General features: G+C 73.5%; 18 protein-coding genes. 8 read left to right on the top strand and 10 right to left on the bottom strand.

The window, feature by feature from the left end:
- Positions 1-159 precede the first annotated feature (159 nt).
- A complete protein-coding gene (locus ABTZ03_RS34310; RefSeq protein WP_350517072.1) occupies positions 160-2,226 on the top strand; it encodes an MDR family MFS transporter in 2,067 nt (688 codons plus the stop codon).
- A 40-nt stretch (positions 2,227-2,266) separates the two neighbouring features.
- On the opposite strand, the gene ABTZ03_RS34315 is transcribed toward ABTZ03_RS34310, so the two are convergent.
- From ABTZ03_RS34315 to ABTZ03_RS34330, 4 genes are all read right to left on the bottom strand, one after another.
- Positions 2,267-4,141, bottom strand: a complete 1,875-nt coding sequence (locus ABTZ03_RS34315) for a stealth family protein (RefSeq protein WP_350517073.1) — start codon at positions 4,139-4,141, stop codon at positions 2,267-2,269.
- Between the two features lie 337 nt (positions 4,142-4,478).
- Complete coding sequence (locus ABTZ03_RS34320; protein WP_350517074.1) at positions 4,479-5,048, bottom strand: Uma2 family endonuclease; 570 nt, start codon at positions 5,046-5,048, stop codon at positions 4,479-4,481.
- A gap of 77 nt (positions 5,049-5,125) precedes the next feature.
- Entirely contained in the window at positions 5,126-6,409 is a 1,284-nt protein-coding gene (locus ABTZ03_RS34325; protein ID WP_350517075.1) for an MFS transporter, read from the bottom strand.
- A 68-nt stretch (positions 6,410-6,477) separates the two neighbouring features.
- Positions 6,478-7,122 carry a GntR family transcriptional regulator gene (locus ABTZ03_RS34330; protein ID WP_350517076.1) on the bottom strand — a complete coding sequence of 215 codons (645 nt, stop codon included), beginning with the start codon at positions 7,120-7,122 and terminating at the stop codon, positions 6,478-6,480.
- Between the two features lie 224 nt (positions 7,123-7,346).
- Between ABTZ03_RS34330 and lysA the strand changes: the two genes are divergently transcribed.
- The gene (lysA, locus tag ABTZ03_RS34335) at positions 7,347-8,684 is read left to right on the top strand and encodes a diaminopimelate decarboxylase (protein ID WP_350517077.1); all 1,338 of its coding nucleotides are present in this window, start codon (positions 7,347-7,349) and stop codon (positions 8,682-8,684) included.
- A gap of 121 nt (positions 8,685-8,805) precedes the next feature.
- Positions 8,806-9,732, top strand: coding sequence for a LysR family transcriptional regulator (locus tag ABTZ03_RS34340; protein WP_350517078.1), 927 nt, complete (start codon positions 8,806-8,808; stop codon positions 9,730-9,732).
- A gap of 28 nt (positions 9,733-9,760) precedes the next feature.
- Here ABTZ03_RS34340 and ABTZ03_RS34345 read toward each other — a convergent pair whose 3' ends face one another.
- Positions 9,761-11,407, bottom strand: a complete 1,647-nt coding sequence (locus ABTZ03_RS34345; RefSeq protein WP_350517079.1) for an N-acyl-D-amino-acid deacylase family protein — start codon at positions 11,405-11,407, stop codon at positions 9,761-9,763.
- Positions 11,408-11,657: 250 nt separating this feature from the next.
- Complete coding sequence (locus ABTZ03_RS34350) at positions 11,658-14,075, bottom strand: hypothetical protein (protein ID WP_350517080.1); 2,418 nt, start codon at positions 14,073-14,075, stop codon at positions 11,658-11,660.
- Positions 14,076-14,290: 215 nt separating this feature from the next.
- On the opposite strand from ABTZ03_RS34350, the gene ABTZ03_RS34355 reads away from it, so the two are divergent.
- Positions 14,291-15,172 carry a hypothetical protein gene (locus tag ABTZ03_RS34355; RefSeq protein WP_350517081.1) on the top strand — a complete coding sequence of 294 codons (882 nt, stop codon included), beginning with the start codon at positions 14,291-14,293 and terminating at the stop codon, positions 15,170-15,172.
- Between the two features lie 13 nt (positions 15,173-15,185).
- Here ABTZ03_RS34355 and ABTZ03_RS34360 read toward each other — a convergent pair whose 3' ends face one another.
- On the bottom strand, positions 15,186-16,223 hold the full coding sequence (locus ABTZ03_RS34360; protein ID WP_350517098.1) for an aldo/keto reductase: 1,038 nt from the start codon (positions 16,221-16,223) through the stop codon (positions 15,186-15,188).
- A 127-nt stretch (positions 16,224-16,350) separates the two neighbouring features.
- Here ABTZ03_RS34360 and ABTZ03_RS34365 point away from each other — a divergent pair, with 127 nt between their 5' ends.
- Positions 16,351-16,971: a TetR/AcrR family transcriptional regulator gene (locus ABTZ03_RS34365; protein ID WP_350517082.1), complete on the top strand. Its 621-nt coding sequence runs from the start codon at positions 16,351-16,353 to the stop codon at positions 16,969-16,971.
- 124 nt (positions 16,972-17,095) lie between these two features.
- The gene (locus ABTZ03_RS34370) at positions 17,096-17,773 is read left to right on the top strand and encodes a C39 family peptidase (RefSeq protein ID WP_350517083.1); all 678 of its coding nucleotides are present in this window, start codon (positions 17,096-17,098) and stop codon (positions 17,771-17,773) included.
- An 18-nt stretch (positions 17,774-17,791) separates the two neighbouring features.
- Here the strand turns inward: ABTZ03_RS34370 and ABTZ03_RS34375 are convergent, their stop codons facing one another.
- A complete protein-coding gene (locus ABTZ03_RS34375; RefSeq protein WP_350517084.1) occupies positions 17,792-18,886 on the bottom strand; it encodes a TerD family protein in 1,095 nt (364 codons plus the stop codon).
- 112 nt (positions 18,887-18,998) lie between these two features.
- Entirely contained in the window at positions 18,999-20,210 is a 1,212-nt protein-coding gene (locus ABTZ03_RS34380; RefSeq protein ID WP_350517085.1) for a cytochrome P450 family protein, read from the bottom strand.
- Positions 20,211-20,279: 69 nt separating this feature from the next.
- Between ABTZ03_RS34380 and ABTZ03_RS34385 the strand changes: the two genes are divergently transcribed.
- Complete coding sequence (locus ABTZ03_RS34385) at positions 20,280-21,605, top strand: pyroglutamyl-peptidase I (RefSeq protein WP_350517086.1); 1,326 nt, start codon at positions 20,280-20,282, stop codon at positions 21,603-21,605.
- 36 nt (positions 21,606-21,641) lie between these two features.
- On the opposite strand, the gene ABTZ03_RS34390 is transcribed toward ABTZ03_RS34385, so the two are convergent.
- Positions 21,642-22,127: an inorganic diphosphatase gene (locus tag ABTZ03_RS34390; protein ID WP_350517099.1), complete on the bottom strand. Its 486-nt coding sequence runs from the start codon at positions 22,125-22,127 to the stop codon at positions 21,642-21,644.
- A 168-nt stretch (positions 22,128-22,295) separates the two neighbouring features.
- Between ABTZ03_RS34390 and ABTZ03_RS34395 the strand changes: the two genes are divergently transcribed.
- The gene (locus ABTZ03_RS34395) at positions 22,296-23,114 is read left to right on the top strand and encodes a hypothetical protein (RefSeq protein ID WP_350517087.1); all 819 of its coding nucleotides are present in this window, start codon (positions 22,296-22,298) and stop codon (positions 23,112-23,114) included.
- Positions 23,115-23,141: the final 27 nt, after the last annotated feature.

Genomic DNA, 23,141 nt, shown 5'->3' on the forward strand with positions numbered 1-23,141 from the left:
GGAGCCTCTTCCCGGTGTCCGGGGACTGGTCCTGGCTCTGCTGCGGCTCATCCTCGCCCGCCCCGCAACGGGCCGCCACCCGGGCCCCACCATCCGCCCCGCTCACTCGAACGGACGAACCGGATCGCGACCGGCCCGCCCGGCCCCGAGGCTGGCGGCATGACTGTCGCCCCCGAGACCCAGCCCTCCGCCCCGCCGGTGCTCGACGTACGGCAGCGGAACGTCGTCTTCGCCACCATCGTGCTCGGCATGCTGCTGGCCGCCCTCGACCAGACCATCGTCGGCACCGCGCTGCCCACCATCGTCTCGGACCTCGGCGGCGCCGCCCACATGTCCTGGGTGGTGACCGCCTATCTGCTGGCCGAGACGGTGGCCACCGTGCTGGCCGGCAAGTTCGGCGACCTGTACGGGCGCAAGATGATCTTCCAGCTCTCGGCGGTCGTCTTCGTCGGCGGCTCGTTCCTGTGCGGCCTGTCCACCAACATGACCCTGCTGATCGCCTGGCGGGCGGTGCAGGGCATCGGCGCGGGCGGGCTGATGGTGACGGCCATGGCGCTGATCGCGGACGTCATCCCGCTGCGCGAACGCGGCAAGTACCAGGGCGCGATCGGCGCGGTGTTCGGCCTGGCCACCGTCATCGGACCGCTGCTGGGCGGGCTGTTCACCGACCACCTGTCCTGGCGCTGGGCGTTCTACGTGAACGTCCCGATCGCCGTCGTGGTGGTGCTCGCGGCGGCCCGGACCATCCCCGCGGTGCGCTCGGCGGTGCGGCCGGTGATCGACTACCTGGGCATCGCCCTGGTCTCGGTCGGCGCCAGCGCCCTGATCCTGGCGACCAGTTGGGGCGGCAACCAGTACGCCTGGGGCTCCGGGGTGATCATCGCGCTGTTCGTCGGCGGCGCGCTGGCACTCGGGCTGTTCTGCTGGGTGGAGACCCGGGCGGTCGAACCGATGCTGCCGATGCGGCTGTTCCGCAACCCGGTGTTCGCGGTCTGCTCGGTGCTCAGCTTCATCGTCGGCTTCGCGATGCTCGGCGCGCTGACCTTCCTGCCGACCTTCCTGCAGTACGTGGACGGCGACTCGGCCACCGTGTCCGGCGTGCGGATGCTGCCGATGGTGATCGGCCTGCTGATCGCCTCCATCGCCAGCGGCAACGTGGTCAGCAAGACCGGCACGTACCGGGTGTTCCCGATCGCCGGCACCCTGGTGATGGCCCTCGGCCTGTACCTGCTCTCCCGGCTCGAACCCGGCACCGGCACCGCGCTGGCCTCGCTCTACATGTTCGTGCTCGGCGTCGGCATCGGGCTGAGCATGCAGGTGCTGACCATCGCCGTGCAGAACACCGTCGACTACGCCGACCTCGGCACCGCCACCTCCGGGGTGACCTTCTTCCGCACCATCGGCAGTTCCTTCGGCACCGCCGTCTTCGGCACCATCTACGCCAACGGCCTGAAGACCGAACTCGCCAAGGGCGTAGCCGCCTCGGCCCGGCTCACCGGCGCCGACCCGGCGGTGCTGGCGCACGCCGCCGAGAGCCCGCAGGGCCTGCACCGGCTGCCCGCCGACCAGGCCGCGCCGATCATCCAGTCCTACTCGGACGCCCTGCACACCGTCTACCTGTGGACCATCCCGGTGGCCGTGGTCGGCTTCCTGGTCGCGCTGTTCCTCAAGCAGGTGCCGCTGCGCGACACCACCCGGGCCGGCTCCACCGACATGGGCGAGGGCTTCGCCCAGCCCACCACCAGCGACTCCGACCCCCACCTGGAGTACGCCGTCTGCAAGATCGTGCGCGGCGTGGACCTGGACACCGTACGGACCATCGTCGGCAACGCCGACACCCGGGTCGACCTGGCCGGCGCCTGGGCCCTGATGGAGGTGGCCCGGCACACCGAGGCCGTCGGCCACGCCTCCCTCGACCTCATCGCCACCCGCAAGAAGCTGCCGCCCGAGGTGCTGGGACCGGTCTTCGACCGGATGGCCGCCGAGGGCTACCTCACCCGCGACGGCGACGGCCTCGCCCCCACCGAGACCGGCCGCCACGAGGTCCGCGCCCTCGGCCGCGCCTGGTCCGACTGGCTCAACGCCCGCCTGGACGCGGACGCCGGCCGCCCCCGCAGCCCCCAGCTGCGCACCGCGGCCGACGCCATCGCCTGGCGGCTGCTGGCCGAGGACCTCGCCAACGGCCTTCCGGCGAAGGCCCGTTCGAAGGCCGGCGCCGAGGTCTGAGCCCGCGCGAAGGACGAGCCGGCGGCCGGGCCGACCCCGCTCAGGCCTTCGCCTCGAACGGGGACGGCACCGGGAAGTAGGAGCGCAGGAACTCGGTGACGGCCGATTCCTGCGCCGGACCGGGGAGGAGCTCGCCGTCCGCGAGGCAGAAGCAGTCGGCCCAGCGCTCGTCCCGCAGTTCCGCCAGCCGGACCAGGTCCTCGGCACTGTCGGTGGCGAAGTAGCCGTCCTGGATGTGCCCCTCCACGCAGCGGGCGGTGGCGTGGGCGTAGTGGACGGCCAGGGTGACCGGCGCGAGGTCGCCGGCGGACCGGAAGGTCGACCGGACCGTCCCGTGCAGCTCCGCCGCGAAGCGTTCCGCGCTCTCCGCCAGGATGCTGCGGCGCAGCGAGTGCGGGGCGTGCTTGAGGGTGCGGGGGTAGGTCTTGCCGACGGCGTCGGCCAGGGTGGCACGGGTGTTCTTCATCGCGGCGACGTAGACGTCGTCCTCGGGGCCCGGCAGGCCGGGCGGGATGATCCGGCTGTCAGGGAAGTAGCGCGGCAGGCCGTTGCCGAGGAAGAAGTCCTCGGGGGTGAGCGGGCGGCCGAGGAAGAAGTCGTCGTTCAGGTAGAGGAAGTGCTCGGCGAGGCCGGGGATCAGGTGCAGTCGGCTCTCGATGGCATGGGAGTTGAACACCGGGCCGGCACCGGTGCCGGCGAACAGCTCGCGGTGCGGGACGACGGTCAGCCCGGGGTGGTCAGTGGCGAGCCACTGCGGCACCTGGTCGTCGGTGACCAGGTGGACGTGCCGGATCCAGGGCGCGTGGGCGGCCAACGAGCGCAGGCAGTACCGCAGTTCGTCACGGTTGCGGAAGCGCAGGTCGGCGTCGCCCTCCAGGCCGTCGGCCGTGCTGCCGTCCGTCTCCGTCGTGCCGGTGAGCCGCTCCCGGGCGGCGGCCCGGCGCTGCTGCCAGGCGGGGTCGGTGTCGTCGACCCAGGTGATCACGGCGTCGACCGGGAAGGTGACCCGGTCCGGCAGGTCGGCGGCGAAGACGTCGACCACCGGGTAGGGCCGCCCGGCGACGGTCGTGGTGCCGGTCGCCGCCAGCGAGGGCACCCACCAGCCCAACGGGGTCTCGTCGATCGAGGCGACCGCGCCCGGCGAGGAGTCGGCGGCGTCCCAGAACTCGACGTCGCACCCGGTGTCGGGGCCGTACAGCAGGTCGCCGATCGCGGCGGGTCGGTAGATCCGCACGCCCTTGACCCGGTCCGGGGGCCAGACCGGACCGGCCTCGACCGGCGCCGGCTCCTGCTCCAGGTCCGACTCGCGCCCCTGTTCCTGCCCCTGCCCCTGCCCCTGCTCCGGCTCCTCGGCGGCCGGGAGTTGCGCGGCCGCCGCCTCCAACAGCTCCACGGCAGTGGGCAGTTGCTCGGCCAGGACGGTGCCGAGCGTCCTGCCGTGCTCCAGTAGGTCGGCGTACACGGCCTGTCCGGCGAATGCGGCGGACAACGCGGCCAGCACCGCCGGCCGGTCGCCGGGGGCTGTCGCCAGCCGGTGCCGCGGCAGCCGGTCGGGCACCAGGCCGTGGTCGATCCCGGCCGCGCCGAGCGCCCCGGCCACCTCGGCGAGGTTGCCGTCCCGACGCTGCCCGGGCAGCAGCGCGCGGTGCGGCTCGGCCAGCAGACCGCCGCAGCGGGCCAGGCCGGTGAGGGTGGTGGCCAGCTCCGCCTCCCGGGCGGACCGCGCCAGCGCCAGCCGCTCGGCCACCGGCGGCGGTTCCTCCGCCCCGGCTTCCGCGCCGCCCTGCGCCGGAGCCTGCACCGGATCCGACGCCGGAGCCCGTCCGGCACCCTCGCCCGTGGAGGGCCAGTGCCGACGCGCCAGGGCGGCGAGCGGGCGCATCGCGGCGGCGAGACGGACCGGGCGGTCGGACACGGAAAACTCCAAGGGGGGGCTGGTGGCCTTATCGCCACATTGGGCATAAGACCGAATTTTTTACCTGGACATCCGATAGCGCCGGTTTCCTCCCCCACCGCTCAGCTGCGGCGGACGGGGCTCGTCGCGTTGCAGGGGATGGTATTCGACTTAGCTGGAAATTTACTGAGAGTATTCTCGGGAGTTACCTTTTTATGTCTGCACCGACCAATTTCCTTGATCACCTGCTGCTATGTCCCGTCCGACCACCGCGACCAGGCGCTCGCCCGTCGGCACGACCGAAAACGGTTCCGCCCCGCCCGAAGCGCGGGCGGGGCGGAACCGTTCGCGCGGGCGGCTACAGGCGCGTGGTATCGAGGGCGAGGTCGAAGGGTGCCGGCAGGTGGACCGGCACGCCGAACGGGTGCGGACCGCTCTCCTCGGCGTAGCCGAGGCGGGTCGGCTCGCTGTACAGCGTGCAGGTGCGGTTCTGCCGGTCGACGAGCAGGTGGAGCGGGGCACCGTACTGGCCGTACCGGCGGCACTTGACGACGCGGTCGGTCTCCGCATTGGAGGGCGAGCCGACCTCGACGATCAGGAGGGTCTGATCGGGGAGCAGGGCTCCCTCGGTCTTCGCGGCGAGGTCGGCGGGCACGACGGCCAGGTCCGGGACGTACCAGTTCTCGCTGCCGGGCAGGTCGAGGCTGCCGGAGCCGGACACCAGGTCGAGCTGGTCCAGCCGGGGGCCGAGCCGGCGGCGGACGACCTCGGCGGCAGCTTCGTCCGCCCAGGACGGCGACATGGGGGTGATGACTCCCTCGATGATCTCGGTGCGGTCGCCCGCGACGTGCCGGATCGCGTACTTCAACGCCCGCTCCGGGTCACTGACGGTGCTGTAGTCATCGGGGCGCCGGGGTGCCGTGCTCACAACGCGTCTCCTTCCCGCCCCGAGATTCTGCCCTACCCCAGCCGGTCGCTGTACCGAATGACCGGTTTCGACCGGTTCTAGCCGTTCAGGCTCCGCGTCATGACCGGGTCCGTCGCCGGGACGCGGTGGCGGGAGGAGAGAGTGATCACGGTGAGGCTGATGAGGGCCAGGGCGGTGAGGGCCGAGAGCATCACGGTGTAGGAGGCGAGGGAGGAGAGCGCGGCGAGCAGCGCGGGCAGCAGGAAGCCGGCGTAGCAGAGGGCGTAGTAGACGCCGGTGAGACCGGCCAGGTCGTCGGCGCCCACCAGGCGCTGGATCTCCAGCAGGCCGGAGACCACGCCGATGCCGTAGGCCGCGCCGAGCAGGACGGCGCCGCCGAGCCCGAGCAGGGGCGAGCGGACGGCGGCGTCGGCGGCGCAGACGGCCAGGCCGCAGGCCATCAGGACCATCGCGGCGATGATGCCGCGGGCGGAGGAGAGCGAGTCCAGACGCTTGGCGAGGGGCTGGACCAGCGCGCCGGTGCCCAGGGTGAGGACGGTCAGCAGGGTCGCGTAGGCCAGTGACCAGTGGCCGAGCCGGTCGCCGACCAGCTGCGGGGTGACGGCGTACGCGACGCCCGCCGAGCCGAACACCCAGGGGGCCATCGGCAGCACCACCCGCAGGAAGCGGCGGTGCCCGGCCGCCGGGACCTTGAGGTCCGCCCACAGGCTCCGCACCGCATCGGTGCGGCGCCGGGTCTCCACCGCCCCCGGCAGCAGGAAGAGCACGGGCACGGTGACCAGCAGATGGGCGAGGTAGGGGGTCACCATCGGCCACGGGCCCCACTGGGCGAGCACCCCGGCCACGCCCGCGCCGAGGCCGAAGCCGAGGGTCAGGGCGAGCGAGGCGCGGCGGGCGCCCGCACCGGGGTCGGCGGCCGGGTCGTGCGGGGCCTGGGAGAGCTCCTTGACCCAGCTGGTGCCGACCGCCATCGCGATGCCGACGGCTATGCCGCTGAGGAACCGCCCGGCGTAGATGGGGAGTTCACCGGCCGCGCCACCGCACAGCACCGCGCTGGCGGCGAGCGAGGCCACCACCGCGCCGGTCATCAGCGGGCGCCGGCCGTAGCGGTCCGAGGCCGCGCCGCCGACCAGCAGTCCGGGGACCAGCCCGAGGACGTACGCCCCCAGGAAGGCGTCGACAGTGACCTCGGAGTAGCCGCCGAGGTGGCGGTACATCAGCAGCAGCGGGGTGAACTGGTTGCCGCCCCAGCCGCAGCAGAGCATGGCGAGGGCCACCACCGGCCAGGACCGGCGGCGGCCGGAGGGCCGGGCGGGGGTGACGGACCGGACGGGACCGGCGGACGGCCGGGTGGTGCTCATGGTGGTGCTGCTCCTTGTCGGATGCGGTGGTCCCGGCGGTCCGTCGGGGCGGTGCGAGGAAGCGGACGTCAGCGGTGGGCGTCCAGGTGGGCGCGCAGCGCCCCGGCGAAGCCCTCCGGGTCCCGGGCCGCGATCCGCTCGACCAGGGCGGTGTGCTCGTCGACCAGCCCGGCCAGCCGTTCGGGTCGCGGTCGCAGCAGCTGGACGGTCATCCGGCGCTGGCGGTCGCGCAGCGTCTCGTAGAACCGTTCGGCGAGCGCGTTGCCGGCCGCGGTGACGATGCCCCGGTGGAAGGCCTCGTCCGCCTCGGCGAAGGCGCCGACGTCGGCCCGTCGGGCGGGCTCGCGCTGGAGGTCGATCAGCCCGGTCAGTCCGCGCACCAGCTCGGCGAGTTCGGCGTCGCCGAGGCGGCCGATCCGGCGGGCCGCGGTGCTCTCCAGCGCCTCGCGCAGTTCCAGCACGTCCTCGGCCTCGCCGGGGCCGACCGGCACCACCACGGCGCCGCGCTTGGGGAAGAGCTGGAGCAGGCCCTCGGCCTGGAGCCGCAGGAACGCCTCCCGGACCGGGGTGCGGCTGAGCGCGGTGCGTTCGGCGATCTCGCCCTCGCTGATCAGCGTGCCGCCGGGCAGGCCGCCGCCGAGGATGAGGTCCTTGGTGAGCTCGTAGGCGCGGTCCGCGGCCGGGATCCGGGCGGGGGGCTGGGTGTCGGGCATGGAGTCACCGTAGCACCATGGATGCAAACATAGATGCAAGATTGGATCCAAGCATGGATCCAACGATGGATTCATCGGCTGCGAACCAGGTCAGAGGCGGTACGGGCGATCCCGGAGCATCGACGGAGGTACCGCTCAGACCCGGAAGAATGCGCTTTCTCGCCCCCTCCCCCAGGACGCAGGATGAGCAGCGCATCCGCCTGTCGGGACGAAAGAGGAAAGCCGTGTCCGCTGTGCCGCCCGTCGAACCGGGTCTGCTGCCGTTCACCACCGAGATCCGGCCCGAGGGCCTGGCGGTCGGGGGCGTCCTGCTGGAGCAGCTCGCCCGCCAGCACGGCACCCCGCTCTTCGTCTACGACGAGGAGCACCTGCGCCGCCGCTGCCGGGAGGCGGTCGCCACCTTCGGCCCGGGCAATGTCGCGTACGCCTCCAAGGCCTTCCTCTGCACGGCCATGGCCCGGCTCGCCGCCGAGGAGGGCCTGCTGCTGGACGTCGCCTCCGGCGGCGAACTGCGCACCGCGCTGTACGCCGGGGTGGAGCCGGACCGCATCGTGCTGCACGGCAACAACAAGGACGAGGCCGAGCTGCGCACCGCGATGACCGCCGGACTGCACCACATCGTGGTCGACAGCTTCGACGAGTTGGAGCGGATCGAGCGGCTGCACCACGTGGAGGGCCTGCCCCCGGCCCGGATCCGGCTGCGGGTCGCCCCCGGCGTCGCGGCCGGCGCCCACGAGGCGATCCGGACCGGCGGCCACGACTCCAAGTTCGGCTTCGGCCTGGCCGACGGCGCCGCCGAGGCCGCCGTGCGCCGGGCCGAGGGCTCGTCGGCCGTCCGACTGGAGGGCGTGCACGCCCACGTCGGCTCCCAGGTCCTCGACCCGGCCGAACTCGCCGACGGGGCCGCCGCGGTGGCCCGCTTCGCGGTGGCCGCCGGGGTCGAGCGGCTGACCGTCGGCGGCGGCCTGGGCGTGGCGTACGTGAGCGGGCAGAGCGCCCCCTCGTTCGAGGTCTGGGCCGAGCGGGTGCACGCGGCGGTACGCGGCGCGGGCTGGTCGGGCGAGGTCGGCGTCGAGCCGGGCCGCTCGATCGTCGCCCGGGCCGGACTGACCCTCTACCGGGTCGGCACCGTCAAGCGGATCCCGGACGTGCGCACCTACGTCAGCGTGGACGGCGGGATGAGCGACAACCTCCGCCCCGCGCTGTACGACGCCCGCTACGAGGCCTTCCTGCCGCGCTGCCCGGAGGCGTCCCGCCCGCTGCGCGCCCGGCTGGTCGGCAAGCACTGCGAGAGCGGCGACGTGATCATCGACGACGCCGCCCTCCCCGCGGACCTGCGGGTCGGGGACCTGCTGGCCACCCCGGTCACCGGCGCCTACGGCTACGCGATGGCGTCCAACTACAACAAGCTGCCGAAGCCCGCCGTGGTCTTCGTCCGCGACGGCCGGGCCCGGCTGGTGGTGCGCCGGGAGACCGAGTACGACCTGCTGCGCCTGGACGTGGCCGGGGAGGGCCCGGCGCGGTCGGCTCCGGAGCTGGTGGGCGCGCAGCAGAGCGCCTGACCGGGATCCCGGAAGACCGGAAGCGGACCGGAGCGGGCCGGAGCGGCGACCGCGCCGCCGTGAAGCGGACCGGAAGAAGCCCGGAAGAGCCTGGAAAAGCCCGGAAGCCTACCCTGGGTCGATGCTGAACAGTGCCCGACTGCTCGTCCTGCTGGAGATCGCCCGCCGCGGCACCATCGTGGCCGCGGCGCAGGCGCTGCACCTGAGCCCGTCCGCCGTTTCACACCAACTCGCCCGACTGGAGCAGGAGTTGGGCGTTGAACTGGTGGAGCGGGGACCGCAGTCACTGCGGCTGACGCCGGCCGGCCACCGGCTGGCCGAGCACGCCCAGGCGATCACCGACCTGATGGCCGTCGCCGAGGACGACCTGCGGGAGCACTCGGCGGCGGCCGCCGGACTGCTCCGGATCGGCTTCTTCGTCTCGGCCGGGCTGGAACTGCTGCCCCGGGCGCTGTCCGCGTTCGCGGCCGGGCACCCGCAGGTGGAACTGGAACTGGTGATGGGCCAGCCGCACGAGGCGGTGCCCGATCTGGAGGCCGGCCGGCTGGACGCGGCGGTGGTCTTCGAACACCCGCTGGACCCGTGGTGCCGCCGGGCGGCGGTGGAGGTGCGGATGTTCTTCGAGGAGCCGCAGCTGATCGTGCTGCCGCCGCGGCACCCGCTCGGCCGACGCCCGGTGGTCCGGCTGGCCGAGCTGGCGGACGAGAACTGGATCGGCACCCACGGCGGCGGCAGCGGCGAACCGGTGCTCGAACGGGCCTGCGCCGCCGAGGGGTTCCGCCCCCGGGTGCGCTGCCGCAGCGACCACTACCAGGTCACCGTCAACCTGGCCCGGGCCGGGATGGGCGTCGCGCTGATCCCGGCGCTCGGCCTGGCGGACTGCACCGGCGTCCAGGTCTGCCGGCTGGAGCACCCGCAGCTGCACCGCCGCGTCGGGGTGGCCACCCGGGCCACCAACCGCAACCCGGTGCTGCGCGCCTTCCTCGCCGAACTCTCCGCCGCCGCACGGGAGATCGGCTCCGCACTGGAGCAGCGCTGGGCGACCTGACCCGGCGGCTGCGAGACCGGCCCGGGGCTCACCGCACCCGCAGCACCTCGCCCGCCCGTACCGCCGTCGGCCGCCCCTCGCGGACCGCCAGGCGCCCGGCCACCACCACCGTCTCCACCCCCTCCGGCGGCAGCAGCGGCCGGTCGAAGGTCGCCCGGTCCAGTACGGTCGCCGGGTCCAGCACCACCAGGTCCGCCACCGCGCCGTCGCGCACCACCCCGCGCCCGGCCAGCCGGAACCGCCCGGCCGGCAGCCCGGTCATCTTGTGCACCGCGAGCTCCAGCGACAGCAGCCCCTGCCCGCGCCCGTACCGGCCGAGCACCCGGGCGAAGCTGCCCGCCCAGCGCGGGTGCGGGCGACCGGGCTTGGGCACCCCGTCCGAGCCGATCATCGACAGCGGGCTGGCCAGCACCCGGCGTACGTCGTCCTCGCGCATCGAGTGGCTGATGATGGTCACCTCGCCGCGCCCCTCCCGCAGCAACTCGCAGACGTAGTCCACCGGGTCGGTGCCGCGCTCGGCCGCCAGGTCGGCGATCCGACGGCCCTCGGCGGAGCGCCGGGCCGGGGCGGCGGCGACCGAGATCAGGTCCCAGCCGCCGTTGCCGACGGTGTTCTCCCAGCCCTCCAGACCGTTCGCGATGTCCGCCCGGATCCGCTGGCGGACATCGGCCTCGCCCAGCCTCGCCAGCAGGGCGGCCGGCCCGCCCTCGCTCACCCACGGCGGCAGCATCGCGTGCAGCACGGTGCTGCCCGCGGTGTAGGGGTAGACGTCGCACAGCACGTCCACGCCCTCGGCCCGGGCCCGCTCCAGCCTCGGCAGGGTGCGCAGAGTGGCGCCCCAGGCATGCCGCCCGGCCGTCTTGTGGTGGGAGACCTGCAGTGCGGCGCCGGAGCGCGCCGCGATCTCCAGCGCCTCCTCCAACGCCTTCTCCACCTGGGACATCTCGTCCCGCAGGTGGGTCACGTACGGCTTGCGGTGCCGCGCGGCGACCCTCGCCAGCGCGACGAGCTCCTCGGTGTCGGCGTAACCGCCGGGCGGATAGATCAGACCGGTGGAGAACCCGGCCGCGCCCTGGGCGAGCGAACGGTCCAGCAGCTCGCACATCGCCGCCAGTTCCCCGTGCCGGGGCGGCCGGTCCTCGAAGCCCATCACCCCGGCCCGCAGGGTGCCGTGCCCGACCAGCGAGGCGAGGTGGTTGCGCCGCAGCTCGGGCCGCTGGCCGGCGGCGAAGGCGTCGAAGTCCGCGGCCGGGCGCACCGGACCGAGGCCGAAGGTGAGCCGCAGGTGCTCGGCCAGCCCGGGCAGCCGGCCGGGCAGCCCGGGGAACAGGCTGCTGCCGCAGTTGCCGCCGATCTCGGTGGTGACGCCCTGGAGCAGCGGGGCCAGCCGCAGTTCCTCGACGGCGCCGTCCCCGGCGCCGTGCTCCTCGCCGTCGAGGGCGGTTGCGGCGGCCAGGGCGTCGGAGTGGGTGTGGACGTCGATGAAGCCCGGGGTGACGACCCGCCCGGTGACGTCCAGCACCTCGGCCGCGTCCGCCGTGGCACCCGGCGGCAGGACGGTCACCCGCCGGCCGACCACCGCCACGTCGGCCCGCCGGGCGACGGCTCCGGTACCGTCCACCAGGGTGCCGCCGCGCAGCAGCAGGTCGATCGGGCCGGACGGCGGGCGGTGCATCGGTGACTCCTCGACGACGTGACGACGTGACGACTTGACGACCCGATGACCCGATCACCCGACGACTCGACGACTCGACGGGCTCCTCGGGCGGGAACGGTGCGCCGATGCTGGCAGGCGACGGCGGGGAACGGAAGACGCTGCAGTCTTTTGCCGTCTCAGCCACCACTTCGGTACCGCTGCTGGCACGGGAAGGCCCCTGCGCCCCGAACAGTCGGGACGCAGGGGCCGTTCGCCGCGCGGGCTCGGATCAGCCGGTGCTGCCGCGGCGCCGGCGGAGCCGGATCAGGGCCGCGCCGGAGGCGGTGAGGACGGCGGCGGCCCCGGCCAGGCCGGCGACCGGGAGACCCGTGGCGGCGAGGCTGCCACCGCCCTTGCCGCCACCACTGCCGCCGGCGCCGGCCGGGTTGGCGGGCGGCGGCGGGAGGGTGCCGCCGTCACCGTCGCCGCCCGTCCCGCCGGTCCCGCCGCTCGGGGGCCCGGTGGGCGTCGGCGTCGGCGTCGGGCTGGTGCTCGGCTCGCCGGTCGGGGTCTGCGTCGGTGCCGGGGTGGTCGGCGTCGGCGTGGGTGTGGGTGTGGGGGTCGGCGTGGGCGTAGGGGTCGGCGTGGGCGTCGGACTGCCGGCCTGACCGCTGTTGTCACCGCTCATGACGGTCAGCCCGTCGTCCTTGTACGACAGCGCCTCCGCCTTCGCGTGCTGGGTGACGTCGTCGAGGTTCGGCTTCGCCGCCTGGAAGGCCGCCTGGTCGATCTTCTGCTGCGGCTGCTGCTGGAAGTCGACACCGCCGACGATGTACGTGTAGACGGTGCCGCCGAGCGGGAGCTGGTAGGTGAAGTCCCCTTCGGTGTAGGACTTCCGCATCTCCTGCCAGACGGTCCGCTTGTCCCAGTCGGCGTTCTTGCCGCGCAACGGCCACTTCGACACGTCGTTGCCGTCGATGAGCTTGGTGAAGGCCCCGCCGAACGCCGTCGGGTCCTTCGCCACCGTCTGGCGGACGTACTCGGCGCCGATCCGGGCCTTGTAGACCCGGCGCAGGTCCGCGTACTTGGGGTCCTCGTTCACCTCCTTCTCCACGATCGGCAGGATCGTGGAGCGGTAGACGTCCATGTTGTGGTCGATCTGCTCCTTGGTCAGGATGCAGCTCGCGCCGGGGCCCGAACTGGTGTAGTTCTGGGCCACCGTCTTGACTTCGAGCGGGCTGTCGACGATGTAGACGCCGTCGTCCTGGACCCGCACCTTGGCTTCCTTGGGCACGATCCAGTTGCGGGTGGAGTTCATGCACGGCAGCCCGTCGACCCGGGAGATGCCGTACCAGAACGTGTTCCCGGCGTCCGTCTTCGGGTCCTCGGCGCGGCCGAAGTCGCGCTTCATCGCCAGGTCGGCCTCCAGCAGCACCCGTCCGGCGTCCGTTGTGTCGAACGGCGGCTGCATGATCGTGCTCGGGTCGTCCGGGTTGAGGTTGACCCAGAAGTGGTCGGGGCTGAGCGCGAGCCAGGTGAAGAAGGCGTCCGAGATCAGCTGCGCCTTCTCCTGGCCGCCGTAACCGGGCTTGTCGTCCTCGTCGGTGTTGCCGGCGCTGTACGCGTACTTGAGGTCACCGGCCTTGGTCTGGCCGATGTAGGAGAGGTCGAGGGTGGAGAAGTCGATGCCGCCGGGCCGCCGGATGTCCTGCTCGGGCTCCTCGATCAGGCCGTTGGTGCGCTGGACCTCCTGCTCCGCCTCCTCCGGCGTCGGCGCCGACCCCTTCACCATGTCGGTCCCGGCGCCGACGGACGGCTTGGCCGGGTCCACCGTCATGGTGCCCGGGTCCTCCCGCAGGTACGGGGTCTGCTCGAACTGCGGCTCCGGGGTGGCCGAGTGCCGGTAGTAGTCGACCCCGGCGCCCTTGTACTTGGCGAGCGTCTTGGCGTCCGGCTCCTGGCCGTTGATGTAGACGACCTTCCAGCCCCGCTCGCCCAGGGCCTGGTCCACCGGCAACTGGGCCTTGTCGTAACCGATGCCGGACTTGATCTCGTAGACCGTCCGGGTCCGCATGTTGACCGCGTCGAACTTCCGGTCGGTCTTCGGGAACCGGTCCCCGAGCTGGTCCTTCAACTCCTGGTACAGCTTCGGGTCGAGGTCCTTCAGGCTGCCCTGACAGATCCAGTCCACCCCGCCGAGGTTGAAGTAGCGCACCACCTCGCGCTCGTAGGCCTCACCGCGCCGGTTGTTGCCCACGTTGCGGGTGTAGACGTTGTTCAACCACTCGTTGAAGCTGCCCTTGTACGGCGAACCGCCCGCCTGCTTCTGCATCCAGGTCGCGACCGCGTTCTCGATCGTCCCCCAGTCGTACTTCTTCGGGTCCGAGCCCTGCGGCAGCGCAATGCTCGACGGGTCCTCCAGCCCGTTGAAGCCCTTGGACGGCAGGTCGTACGGGTAGAGGCGCTGCTCGGCGTCCGGGGTGGCCCACTGGCCGGAGCCGGCGGGCCGGTAGCCGGGAAGCGTGGACCGGTCCGGCGGATTCGGCCCGGTGCCGTACTTGTCCTGGCAGCGCGTGATGCTCGGCGCCGCCTCCGCATGCTCCTGAAGACCGGGCAACCCGGCGAACACGAGCGTGGTGATCCCGAGGACGACGGCCGCGGCCTGGGCCGCCAGCCGTCCCCTGGTGCGACGTAACGGTTGCTGCACGGTGTGGCGATCCCCTTGTGGGAGCCGTGAGTTGGCACGCAAGCACGCCTGCGGCGTGCGGCCCCGGCAGCGTGCGGCCCCCGTCGACGCGCCACCGGCGGGCGCCACCCTAGTCGCGGCACGGCGGGAGTTCGGCGACTTTACAGATCAGGCACAGAAGGCACAATTTTGGCTGAACGAACGGGAGTTGGGGGTGCGGGCGTAGGCTGGCCGACATGAGCGATGATCACGGTCGGGCAGTCGAGGAGTGGCTGCAGGACCTTCCCCTCCTAGTCGCCCGCCTGGAGCAGGTCCACCTGCCGGAGGGCACTGTTCTCGACCACTCCCCCGAGTCGCTGGCCGCCGTGGAACGGGCGCTCGTCGACCAACCCGGCGGCGCGGACGAGGACTTCGCGCGCGCGGCGGCGGCGTACGTGGGTGAGGTCCTGATGGGCGCCTGCGGCGGGCGGTGGGGCTGGGAGGGCGAAGCCGTCGTGCTCCCCGACCCGGCACTCGGCCTCGCGCCCCTACGGGTCGGCCCGCTGGTTCACCTCGCCCTCGCCTCGGGCAGCGGCAGGGTCTTCACCGAGGAGCGCCTGCGGCTCCTGACGGCCGTCGCCACGATCCGCGCCACCGACCCCGACTGGGCGCCCCACAAGGAACCTTCACCCCTGGACCCGCTCGGCCCCCAGCCCGATGACCCGGCCCTCGCCACCTGGCTGCGCGAACGCCGGGCCGCGTTCCCGGCATGGGCAGATGACCTCCCCGGTGGCCGCAGCACGTTCGACTTCTCCCTCACCAGCCTCGACGCCCTGGAACGCGAGGTCCGTCTCCGCCACGCAGTCGCGACCGACCCCTTCCTGACCGGTGCGGTCTGGTACCTGGGCCAAGTGGTCTGCCGCCACAGCGACTCCGAGTGGCTCCACTGGCCCGTCGACCCCACCGCCGAACCCGGCAGCCACCACCACCCCGACAACCCCTGGTCCGGCATCCCCTTCACCCACCAGCCCCTGCGCCGGGACGGCCTGGCCTTCAACCCCTCGGCCGAACTCCACAACCTGGTCCGCTTCGGCGACGGCTACCACCTGCGCAACGTCGTACCCGCCGCCCGAACGTAGGTGTCCTCCCTGGTCAACCGGCCAGTGGCGGATTGAGCCGCGCGAACGCCTCCTGCCGGCGGTACGGGAAGTACGGGTACGGCGCCGTCCGCGCGCTCGCCGCGTCCAGGCGGGCGATCTGGTCGGGCGTCAGCGTCCAGCCCACCGCGCCGAGGTTCTGGCGGAGCTGGTCCTCGTTGCGGGCGCCGATGATGACGGAGGAGACGGTCGGGCGGCGCAGCAGCCAGTTGATGGCGATCTGGGGTACCGTGCGGCCGGTTTCGGCGGCGATCTCGTCGAGGGCGTCGACCACGCGGTAGAGCTGGTCGTCCTCGACGGGCGGACCGTAGTCCGCCGTGTCGTGCAGGCGACTGCCGGCCGGGAGGGGCCGGCCGCGGCGGATCCGGCCGGTGAGGCGGCCCCAGCCGAGGGGGCTCCAGACCAGGGCCCCGACGCCCTCCTCCGCGGCGAGGGGCATCAGTTCCCACTCGTAGTCGCGGCCGACCAGGGAGTAGTAGACCTGGTGGGCGGCGTGGCGGGGGCGGCCGTGGCGGTCGGCGAGGGCGAGGGACTTCATCAGCTGCCAGCCGGAGAAGTTGGAGACGCCGGTGTAGCGGATCTTGCCCGCGCGGACGAGGTCCTCCAGGGTGGCCAGCACCTCCTCGATCGGGGTGGCGGCGTCGTAGGCGTGCAGCTGGAAGAGGTCGAGGTAGTCGGTGTCGAGGCGGCGCAGCGCGTCGTCGACGGAGCGGATCAGCCGGGCGCGGGAGGTGCTGGCCTGCTGGGGGCCGTCGCCGACGGGCAGTCCGGCCTTGGTGGAGATCAGCACCTGGTCGCGGCGGCCGCGGACGACCTGGCCGAGGACCTCCTCGGAGGCGCCGTCGGAGTAGACGTCGGCGGTGTCGAAGAGGGTGACGCCGGCGTCGATGGCGATGTCGAGGAGGCGGCGGGCCTCTTGGACGTCGGTGGTGCCCCAGGCGCCGAAGAGCGGGCCCCAGCCGCCGAAGGTGCCGGTGCCGAGGCTGAGGGCGGGGACCTTGAGGCCGGAGGCGCCGAGCCGGCGGTATTCCATGCTGGTGGATTCCGTGGTCGTGGACATGAGAGTGCTCCCCTCGGAGCCCCTAATGGGACTCTCGTTCCGTTAGGATGACATCGAAGCTAGCAGACTCCACCCAGCTAATGGAACAGGAATCCCGTTAATGGTCGACGAGCCCACCCCTCCCGGCACCGTCCGCCCCGGCGGCCGCACCGCCCGGGTCCGCGCCGCCGTGCTGCGGGCCGCCGAGGACGCCCTGGTCGAGCACGGCTTCGGCGGCCTCGACCTCGGCGACCTCGCCCAGCGGGCCGAGGTCGGCCGCACCACCGTCTACCGCCGCTGGGGCAGCACCGGCGCCCTGGTCGCGGACCTGCTCGTCGACATGGCCGAGCAGTCGCTGCCGCGCTCCCGCAGCGGCTCACTCGCCGAGGACCTGCGGGCCAACGCCCGCCTGGTCCAGCGCACCCTGGCCGACCCCCGGCAGGGCGCGCTGTTCCGCGCCGTCATCGTCGCGGCCAACGGCGACCCGGGGACGGCCGAGGCACTGCGGCTCTTCTACCGGCGCCGGGTCGAGGAGTGGGCGCCGTGCGTCACCGAGGCCGTCGAGCGCGGTGAACTCCCGCCCGGCACCGACCCGTTCGAGGTGATTCGGGCGGTCTCGGCGCCGCTCTACTACCGGATGCTGACCACCGCCGAGCCACTCGACGAACCCGCCGCCGACCGCGCGGCAGCGGCCGCCGAGGCGGCCGCCCGGGCGGGGGCGTACCGGCGGCCGGAGGGGTGAGCGCGCACACGGCGGCGACGGCCGCCGACGGCGGGTCAGGGCCTGATTGCGTACGCTCCGTCACCTGATCGGGGCTCAGCGGCTGCGGAGCGCAACCGGCCTTCGTAGCGTCATGGTCATGATGATGACCTTGAGAACTTCGCTGCTCGCCGTCCTGACCACCGCGACCCTGGCCGCCGGCCTCGGCTACGCGCCGCCCGCGTCAGCGTCCGAGGCGTCGGCCGTCAGCGTCCCGTATTTCCACCAGCAGCTCAGCAACGACTGCGAGGCCGCCGCCCTGCGCATGATCCTCGCCGCCCGGGGCGTGAAGGCCAATGACCAGGACGTCCTGAACCGGATCGGCGTCGACTACGACCACCCCGAGTTCGGGCACTCCGGCCCGCTGTCCGGCGACCCCTACGTGGCCTTCGTCGGCGACCCGGACGGCTCGGAGGTGGACGGGACCGGCTACGGCGTCTACTACCCGCCGGTGGCCAAGGCCGCCCGCGCCTTCGGGCTCACCGTGCGCCAGGACAGCGAGGGCGTCTCCGTCCAGAAGCTGAAGGACGAGTTGGCGGCCGGCCACCCGGCGATCGCCTGGGTGGACTACCTGTGGCGACACCTCCCCAACACCCCCTACACGGCGTACGACGGGCGGAGCGTGCTGTACGCGGGGCCCGCCGAACACACCGTCGTGGTCACCGGGTTCAGCGGCGGCAAGGTGTCGCTCAACGACCCCGCGCGGGGCCGCACGACGGTCTCCGAGGAGGAGTTCGCCGACGGCTACGCCACCTACAAGCACATGGCCGTGGTCATCAGCTGAACCCGCCGGATCGACGGCTCAGAAGAAGGAGTCGTCGTCGTCCTCGTAGTAGTTGTTGACGACCACCTGGGGCTCGTCGTCGCTCAGCGCCTCGTTGAGCAGCATGCCACCGACCAGGCCCGCCGCGCCGGCGCCGATCATCGCACCGGTGCCGAAGCGGCGGCCGCCCTGCTCCTGCTGGTGCTGGGCGGGCACCTGCTGCGGGACCTGCTGGGGGTAGCCCTGCTGCGGGTAGCCCTGCTGCGGGTAGCCCTGCTGGGGGTAGCCGGCCTGCTGGGCGTAGCCGGCCTGCGCCGGGGTGTAGAACGGCGGGACGGTGGTCTGCACCCGCTGGGCGCAGGCGGCGCAGGTCTCGACCTGGCGGGGCACGCCCCACTGGGGCTGCCACAGCACCACGGCCGAACCGACGCCGTGGGTGGGGTCGAAGAAGCAGGTCACGGGTGAACTCCCTGTTGCTGGCTGGGTCTTCGGTACAGCAGGAACAGCAGGAACAGCGGGAAGGACGGCGGGGACGGGCGGGGCGACGGTCGGCGCCGGGGCGGCGGCCGGCGCGGGCTGCAGGACGTCCACGCCGAAGTCGGCGGCGATCCCCGCCAGCCCCGAGGCGTAGCCCTGCCCGACGGCGCGGAACTTCCAGTCCGCGCCGTGCCGGTAGAGCTCGCCGAACACCATGGCCGTCTCGCCGCCCGTCTCCGGCGTCACGTCGTAGCGGGCCACCTCGGCACCGCTGTCCGCGTCGGTGAGCCGGACGTACGCGCCGCGCACCTGCCCGAAGGTCTGCCGGCGCTGCGCCGCGTCGTAGATCGCCACCGCGAAGACGACCTTCTGCACATCGGCCGAAACCCCGTCGAGCCGGATCTCGATCCGCTCCCGGTCCTGGCCGGCGCCCTCACCACCGAGGTGGCGGACGGCGCCGTCCGGGCTCTGCAGGTTGTTGAAGAAGACGAAGTGCTGGTCCGTGGGGACCTTGCCGGACGCGCCGCAGAGCAGCGCGCTGGCGTCCAGGTCGTACCCGGCGCCGACCGTCCAGCCGAGGCACACCCGGACGGACCGCACGCCGGGCGCCTGCCGGTTCAGGGAGACGTTGCCACCCTTCGTCAGGGCCACGCTCATCGGGTTTCCTCCACCGTCGTCCGCATCTCGCCGCACCTCACTGCAACTCGCTGTTCGACCACGACAACGCTGTAGAGCTCGCGCCGGTTCCCTCCCGCCCGGTGTTGTTCGTTCAGAACCGGACGGGGAGTTCCAGCAGGCCACGGGCCCGCATGGTGGGCCGGTGGCGCAGCCGCTCGACCGGGACGTCCAGGGCCAGGTCGGGGAAGCGGCGCAGCAGGGCGGTGATCGCGAGCGCGGTCTCCATCCGGGCCAGCGGGGCGCCCAGGCAGTAGTGGATTCCGTGGCCGAGCGCGAGGTGGCCGTTCTCCCGGCGGCGCAGGTCGAGCCGGTCGGGGTCGGTGAACTGTCCGGGGTCCCGGTTGGCGGAGGCGAGCGAGAGCAGCACCGTCTCCCCGGCCGGGACGGTGACGCCGCCGATGGTGACGGGCTCGCGCGGGAAGCGCCGGATGGCCAGCGGGGCCGGGCCGTCGAAGCGGGCGAACTCCTCGACGGCGCCCTCGATCAGCTCCGGGTCGGCGCGCAGGGCAGCGAGCTGTTCGGGGTGGGTGAGCAGGGCGAGGACGGCGTTGGCGATCAGGTGGACGGTGTTCTCGTAGCCGGCGAAGAGGATCAGGAAGGCCAGCGAGGTGAGTTCGTCCTCGCTGAGCCGGTCACCGGTGCCCTCGGTACCCGGGTCGCCCTCCTCGTCCCGAACCGCGATCAGGTCGGAGAGCAGGTCGTCGGCCGGTTCGGCGCGCTTGCGCGCGATCAGGCCGGTGAAGAAGCCGAGCATCGCCTTGACGGCGTCGCGGGCCTGCTCGGGGCGGGTCGGGTCCGGGGTGATCAGGGTGTCGGTCCAGGCCCGGAAGTCCCGCCGGTCCTCCTCGGGGACGCCGAGCAGGTCGCAGATGACGGTGATCGGCAGCGGGGCGGCGTAGCTCGCCAGCAGGTCGGCGCGGCCCGAGGGTTCGACGGCGTCGAGGAGCTGCTCGGCGACCCGCTCGATCGGTGCGCGCAGGGCGGCGACCCGGCGCGGGGTGAAGGCCCGGGCGACCAGGCGGCGGATCCGGGTGTGGTCCGGCGGGTCCATGTTGAGCAGGTTGGCGTCCAGCGCGGGCGGCAGCGCGAAGCCCCGGTAGTTGCCGGGGGCGGCGTGCGTCCGGTCGAGGGCCAGCCGGGGGTCGGCGAGCGCCTGCCGGACGTCCGGGTAGCGGGTGACCAGCCAGACGGGCAGCCCGTCCGGGCCGACGACCCGGTGGACGGGCGCCTTGGCGCGCAGCGTGTCGTAGGCGCCGTACGGGTCGGTGATCAGGGACTTCACGGTCGGATCGAGGGGTGTCACCCGCTCAGCCTACGGGTAGGGGGCAGGCGCTCTGGCGGGGCGTCAGCCCGCCGCCTATCGTCGGTGGGCATGACAAATACGCACCGCACCGTGAGCCGGACCGCCACCCGCGCCGCCAGACGCGCCACCGCCGTGGCCGCCGCCCTCGCCGCCCTACTCACCCCCGCCGCCGCGACCGCCGCGACCACCGCCCAGGCCGCACCCGCCGGCTGCCGGACCGTCACCACCGCTCCCCTGGACGCCGAACAGTCCCGGCTGCAGGACCCCCGCACCGCCGTCTTCACCGAGCGCTCCGGCCTCGCCGACCTGCTCCACGGCTTCCCCGCCGCCCTGTGCTCGGCCCGCACCGCCCACCGCGCCCGCCACGTCGTGGACGCCTGGGGCCGGGCCCTCTGGCAGGCCGGCCTCGACCGCGCCCAGGGCCGTCGGCCCGGCGGCGAGCTGCCCGCCCTCGACGACCGGCCGCTGTACTGGGCCCGACTCGCCATGACCGTCCAACTCGCCCAGTGGCAGCCCCGGTTCGACGTCGACCACACCGCCCTCCGGGCCCGCTTCGAGGACGCCTCGCGCGGCCTGGAGGACGGTTTCAGCGATCCCCGGAACACCGGCTCCGACGGCGACGACGTCCGGCGGATCTTCATCAGCGGCTTCGACCCGTACGGCCTGGACACCGAGCCCCGCCGCGCCAACCCCGCCGGCGCGGCCGTGCTGCAACTGCACGGACAGCGGATCACCCTCGCCGACGGCAGCACCGCCGAGGTGCGGGCCGTCGTCCTGCCGGTGCGCTACGGCGACTTCGACCACGGGATCGTCGAGCGCGCCTTCGGCCCCCACCTGGAGCCCGGCGGCCCGCAGTCCGCCGACCTGGTCACCAGCATCAGCCAGGGCTACCCCGGCAAGTTCACCCTGGAGGCCTGGGCCGGGCGGGCCCGTTCCGCCGACCCGGCCACCGACAACGTCGGCGCGCTCTCCGGCGGCACCACGGCCCACCCGGTCGACGCCCCGGGCCTCGCCGAGGGACCGCAGTTCATCCGCACCACCCTGCCGACCGACGCCATGACGGCCGTCCAGCAGCCCTACCCCGTCCTCCTCAACACGCCCGTCACCGAGATCCCGGCGGGCGCCACCGCCCCCGTGGTCCGCAAGGACGGGCCCACCCCCGGCTCCCGCGCGGTGGCCGGCGGCGGCGGGGGCTACCTCTCCAACGAGGTCGCCTACCGCTCCAACCGGCTGCGCCTGGACCTCAACCCGGACCTGCCCGGCGGCCACCTCCACACCCCGGTCCTCACCGGCCTGCCGGACCGGCAGGACCAGGTCACCTCACCGGAGTTCGAGCACAACGAGGCCGCGATCGCCGACCAGGTCCGCGCGATCCTCGGCCACGCCCGATTCTGAGCAGCGCCGGGCGCGCGGCGCCGGGGCGGGGCGGGATCAGACCGGGCCGGCGAAGCGGGTCCCGGCCGCCCGTTCCCGGGACCCGGCGATCTCGGCGTACGCCGCGTCCCGCCCCGCCCAGTGCGAGCCCTCGACCGACGCGCCGCGCTCCAGGTCCTTGTACACCTGGAAGAAGTGGGTGATCTCCAGCAGGTCGAACTCCCGCAGGTCGCCGATGTCCCGCAGGTCGGCGTAGCGCGGGTCCCGGGCCGGGACGCAGAGGATCTTGTGGTCCGGGCCGCGCTCGTCGCGCATCACCCACATCCCGACCGCCCGGCAGCTGAGCAGGCAGCCGGGCACGGCCGGTTCGCCGCCGAGGGCCAGGGCGTCCAGCGGTTCGCCGTCGCCGCCGAGGGTGCCCTCCACGTAGCCGTAGTCGGTGGGGTAGCGGGTGGCGGTGAAGAGGGTGCGGTCGAGACGGATCCGGCCCGCGTCGAAGTCCATCACGTACTTGTTCCGCGATCCCTGCGGGATCTCGATCATCACGTCGAACTCGGCGGGTTCCACCGTCGCCTCCTCCTCGACTCCTCGACTCCTGGGCCTGGGCCTGGGCCTGGGCCTGGGCCTGGGGAGATTGTCCGCCGTACGGGCCGCGTAGGCACCCGTCGAAACGGCCCCCGTCGTTCGGGCCCGGCCGATAGCATCCGGGCCATGGGGAGCTGGCAGGCCACGGTCATGGACTACCGTCACGAGCCGGGCGGGCGTCCGCAGGGGCGCCCGGAGGGGCCGCTGGCCCGGCGGGACGGGTGGGAGGTGCACGGCGGGGACGGCGAGCTCAGCCTGACCGACGCCGCCGGCCGGGTCCGCTGGCGGCGGCCCTGCCCGGGGCGGCCGAACGCGGCGCACCTCTCCGCCGACCGGGTGCTGGTCACCACCAGCTCCTTCGAGTACACCGCCTGGGGCCACCTCGGCCCGGCCCTGCTGCTGGACCTCGCCGACGGCGCTCTGGTGACCGAGCTGCGCGGCGAGCACGGTGCGGCGCTCGGCGCCGGGGGCCGCTTCGTCCTCGGGCTGGAGGGCTACGGCGCCTTCGACACCTGGGCCCACGACCGGGACGGCGCCGTCGTCGACGCCTGGCGCAGCTACGGCCACTACGTGGTCGGCGACGGCCTGCGGGTGGTCGAGACGGACCGCCGCCACCCCACCGGGAGCCGGGTGGTGCGGCTGCTGCCCGGCGGGGCGGTCGAGCGCGGCCCGCTGCTGGCCGACGCCCAGGCCCCGGCGCCACTGGTGCTGGACGACGGCACCCTGCTGGTGCTGGACGCGGGGGTGCTGCGCGCCGTCGGACCGGAGCTGGACGACGCCGTGCTCGCCGAGCTGCACCCGCTCCCGCCCGAGCAGCGGCACCGCTACACCGGTGCGCTGCACCGGACGGCCGAGGGCCTGACGGCGACGCTGGTGGAGCGCCACCCGACCCGGATGGGCGGCTACTCCACCCGCACCTGGACCCTCGGCCTGCACCGGCCCTGAACGTCCGTCCTGTCCGTCCTATCCGTC

It is taken from the genome of Kitasatospora sp. NPDC096077, from assembly GCF_040303245.1.
Lineage (GTDB): Bacteria > Actinomycetota > Actinomycetes > Streptomycetales > Streptomycetaceae > Kitasatospora.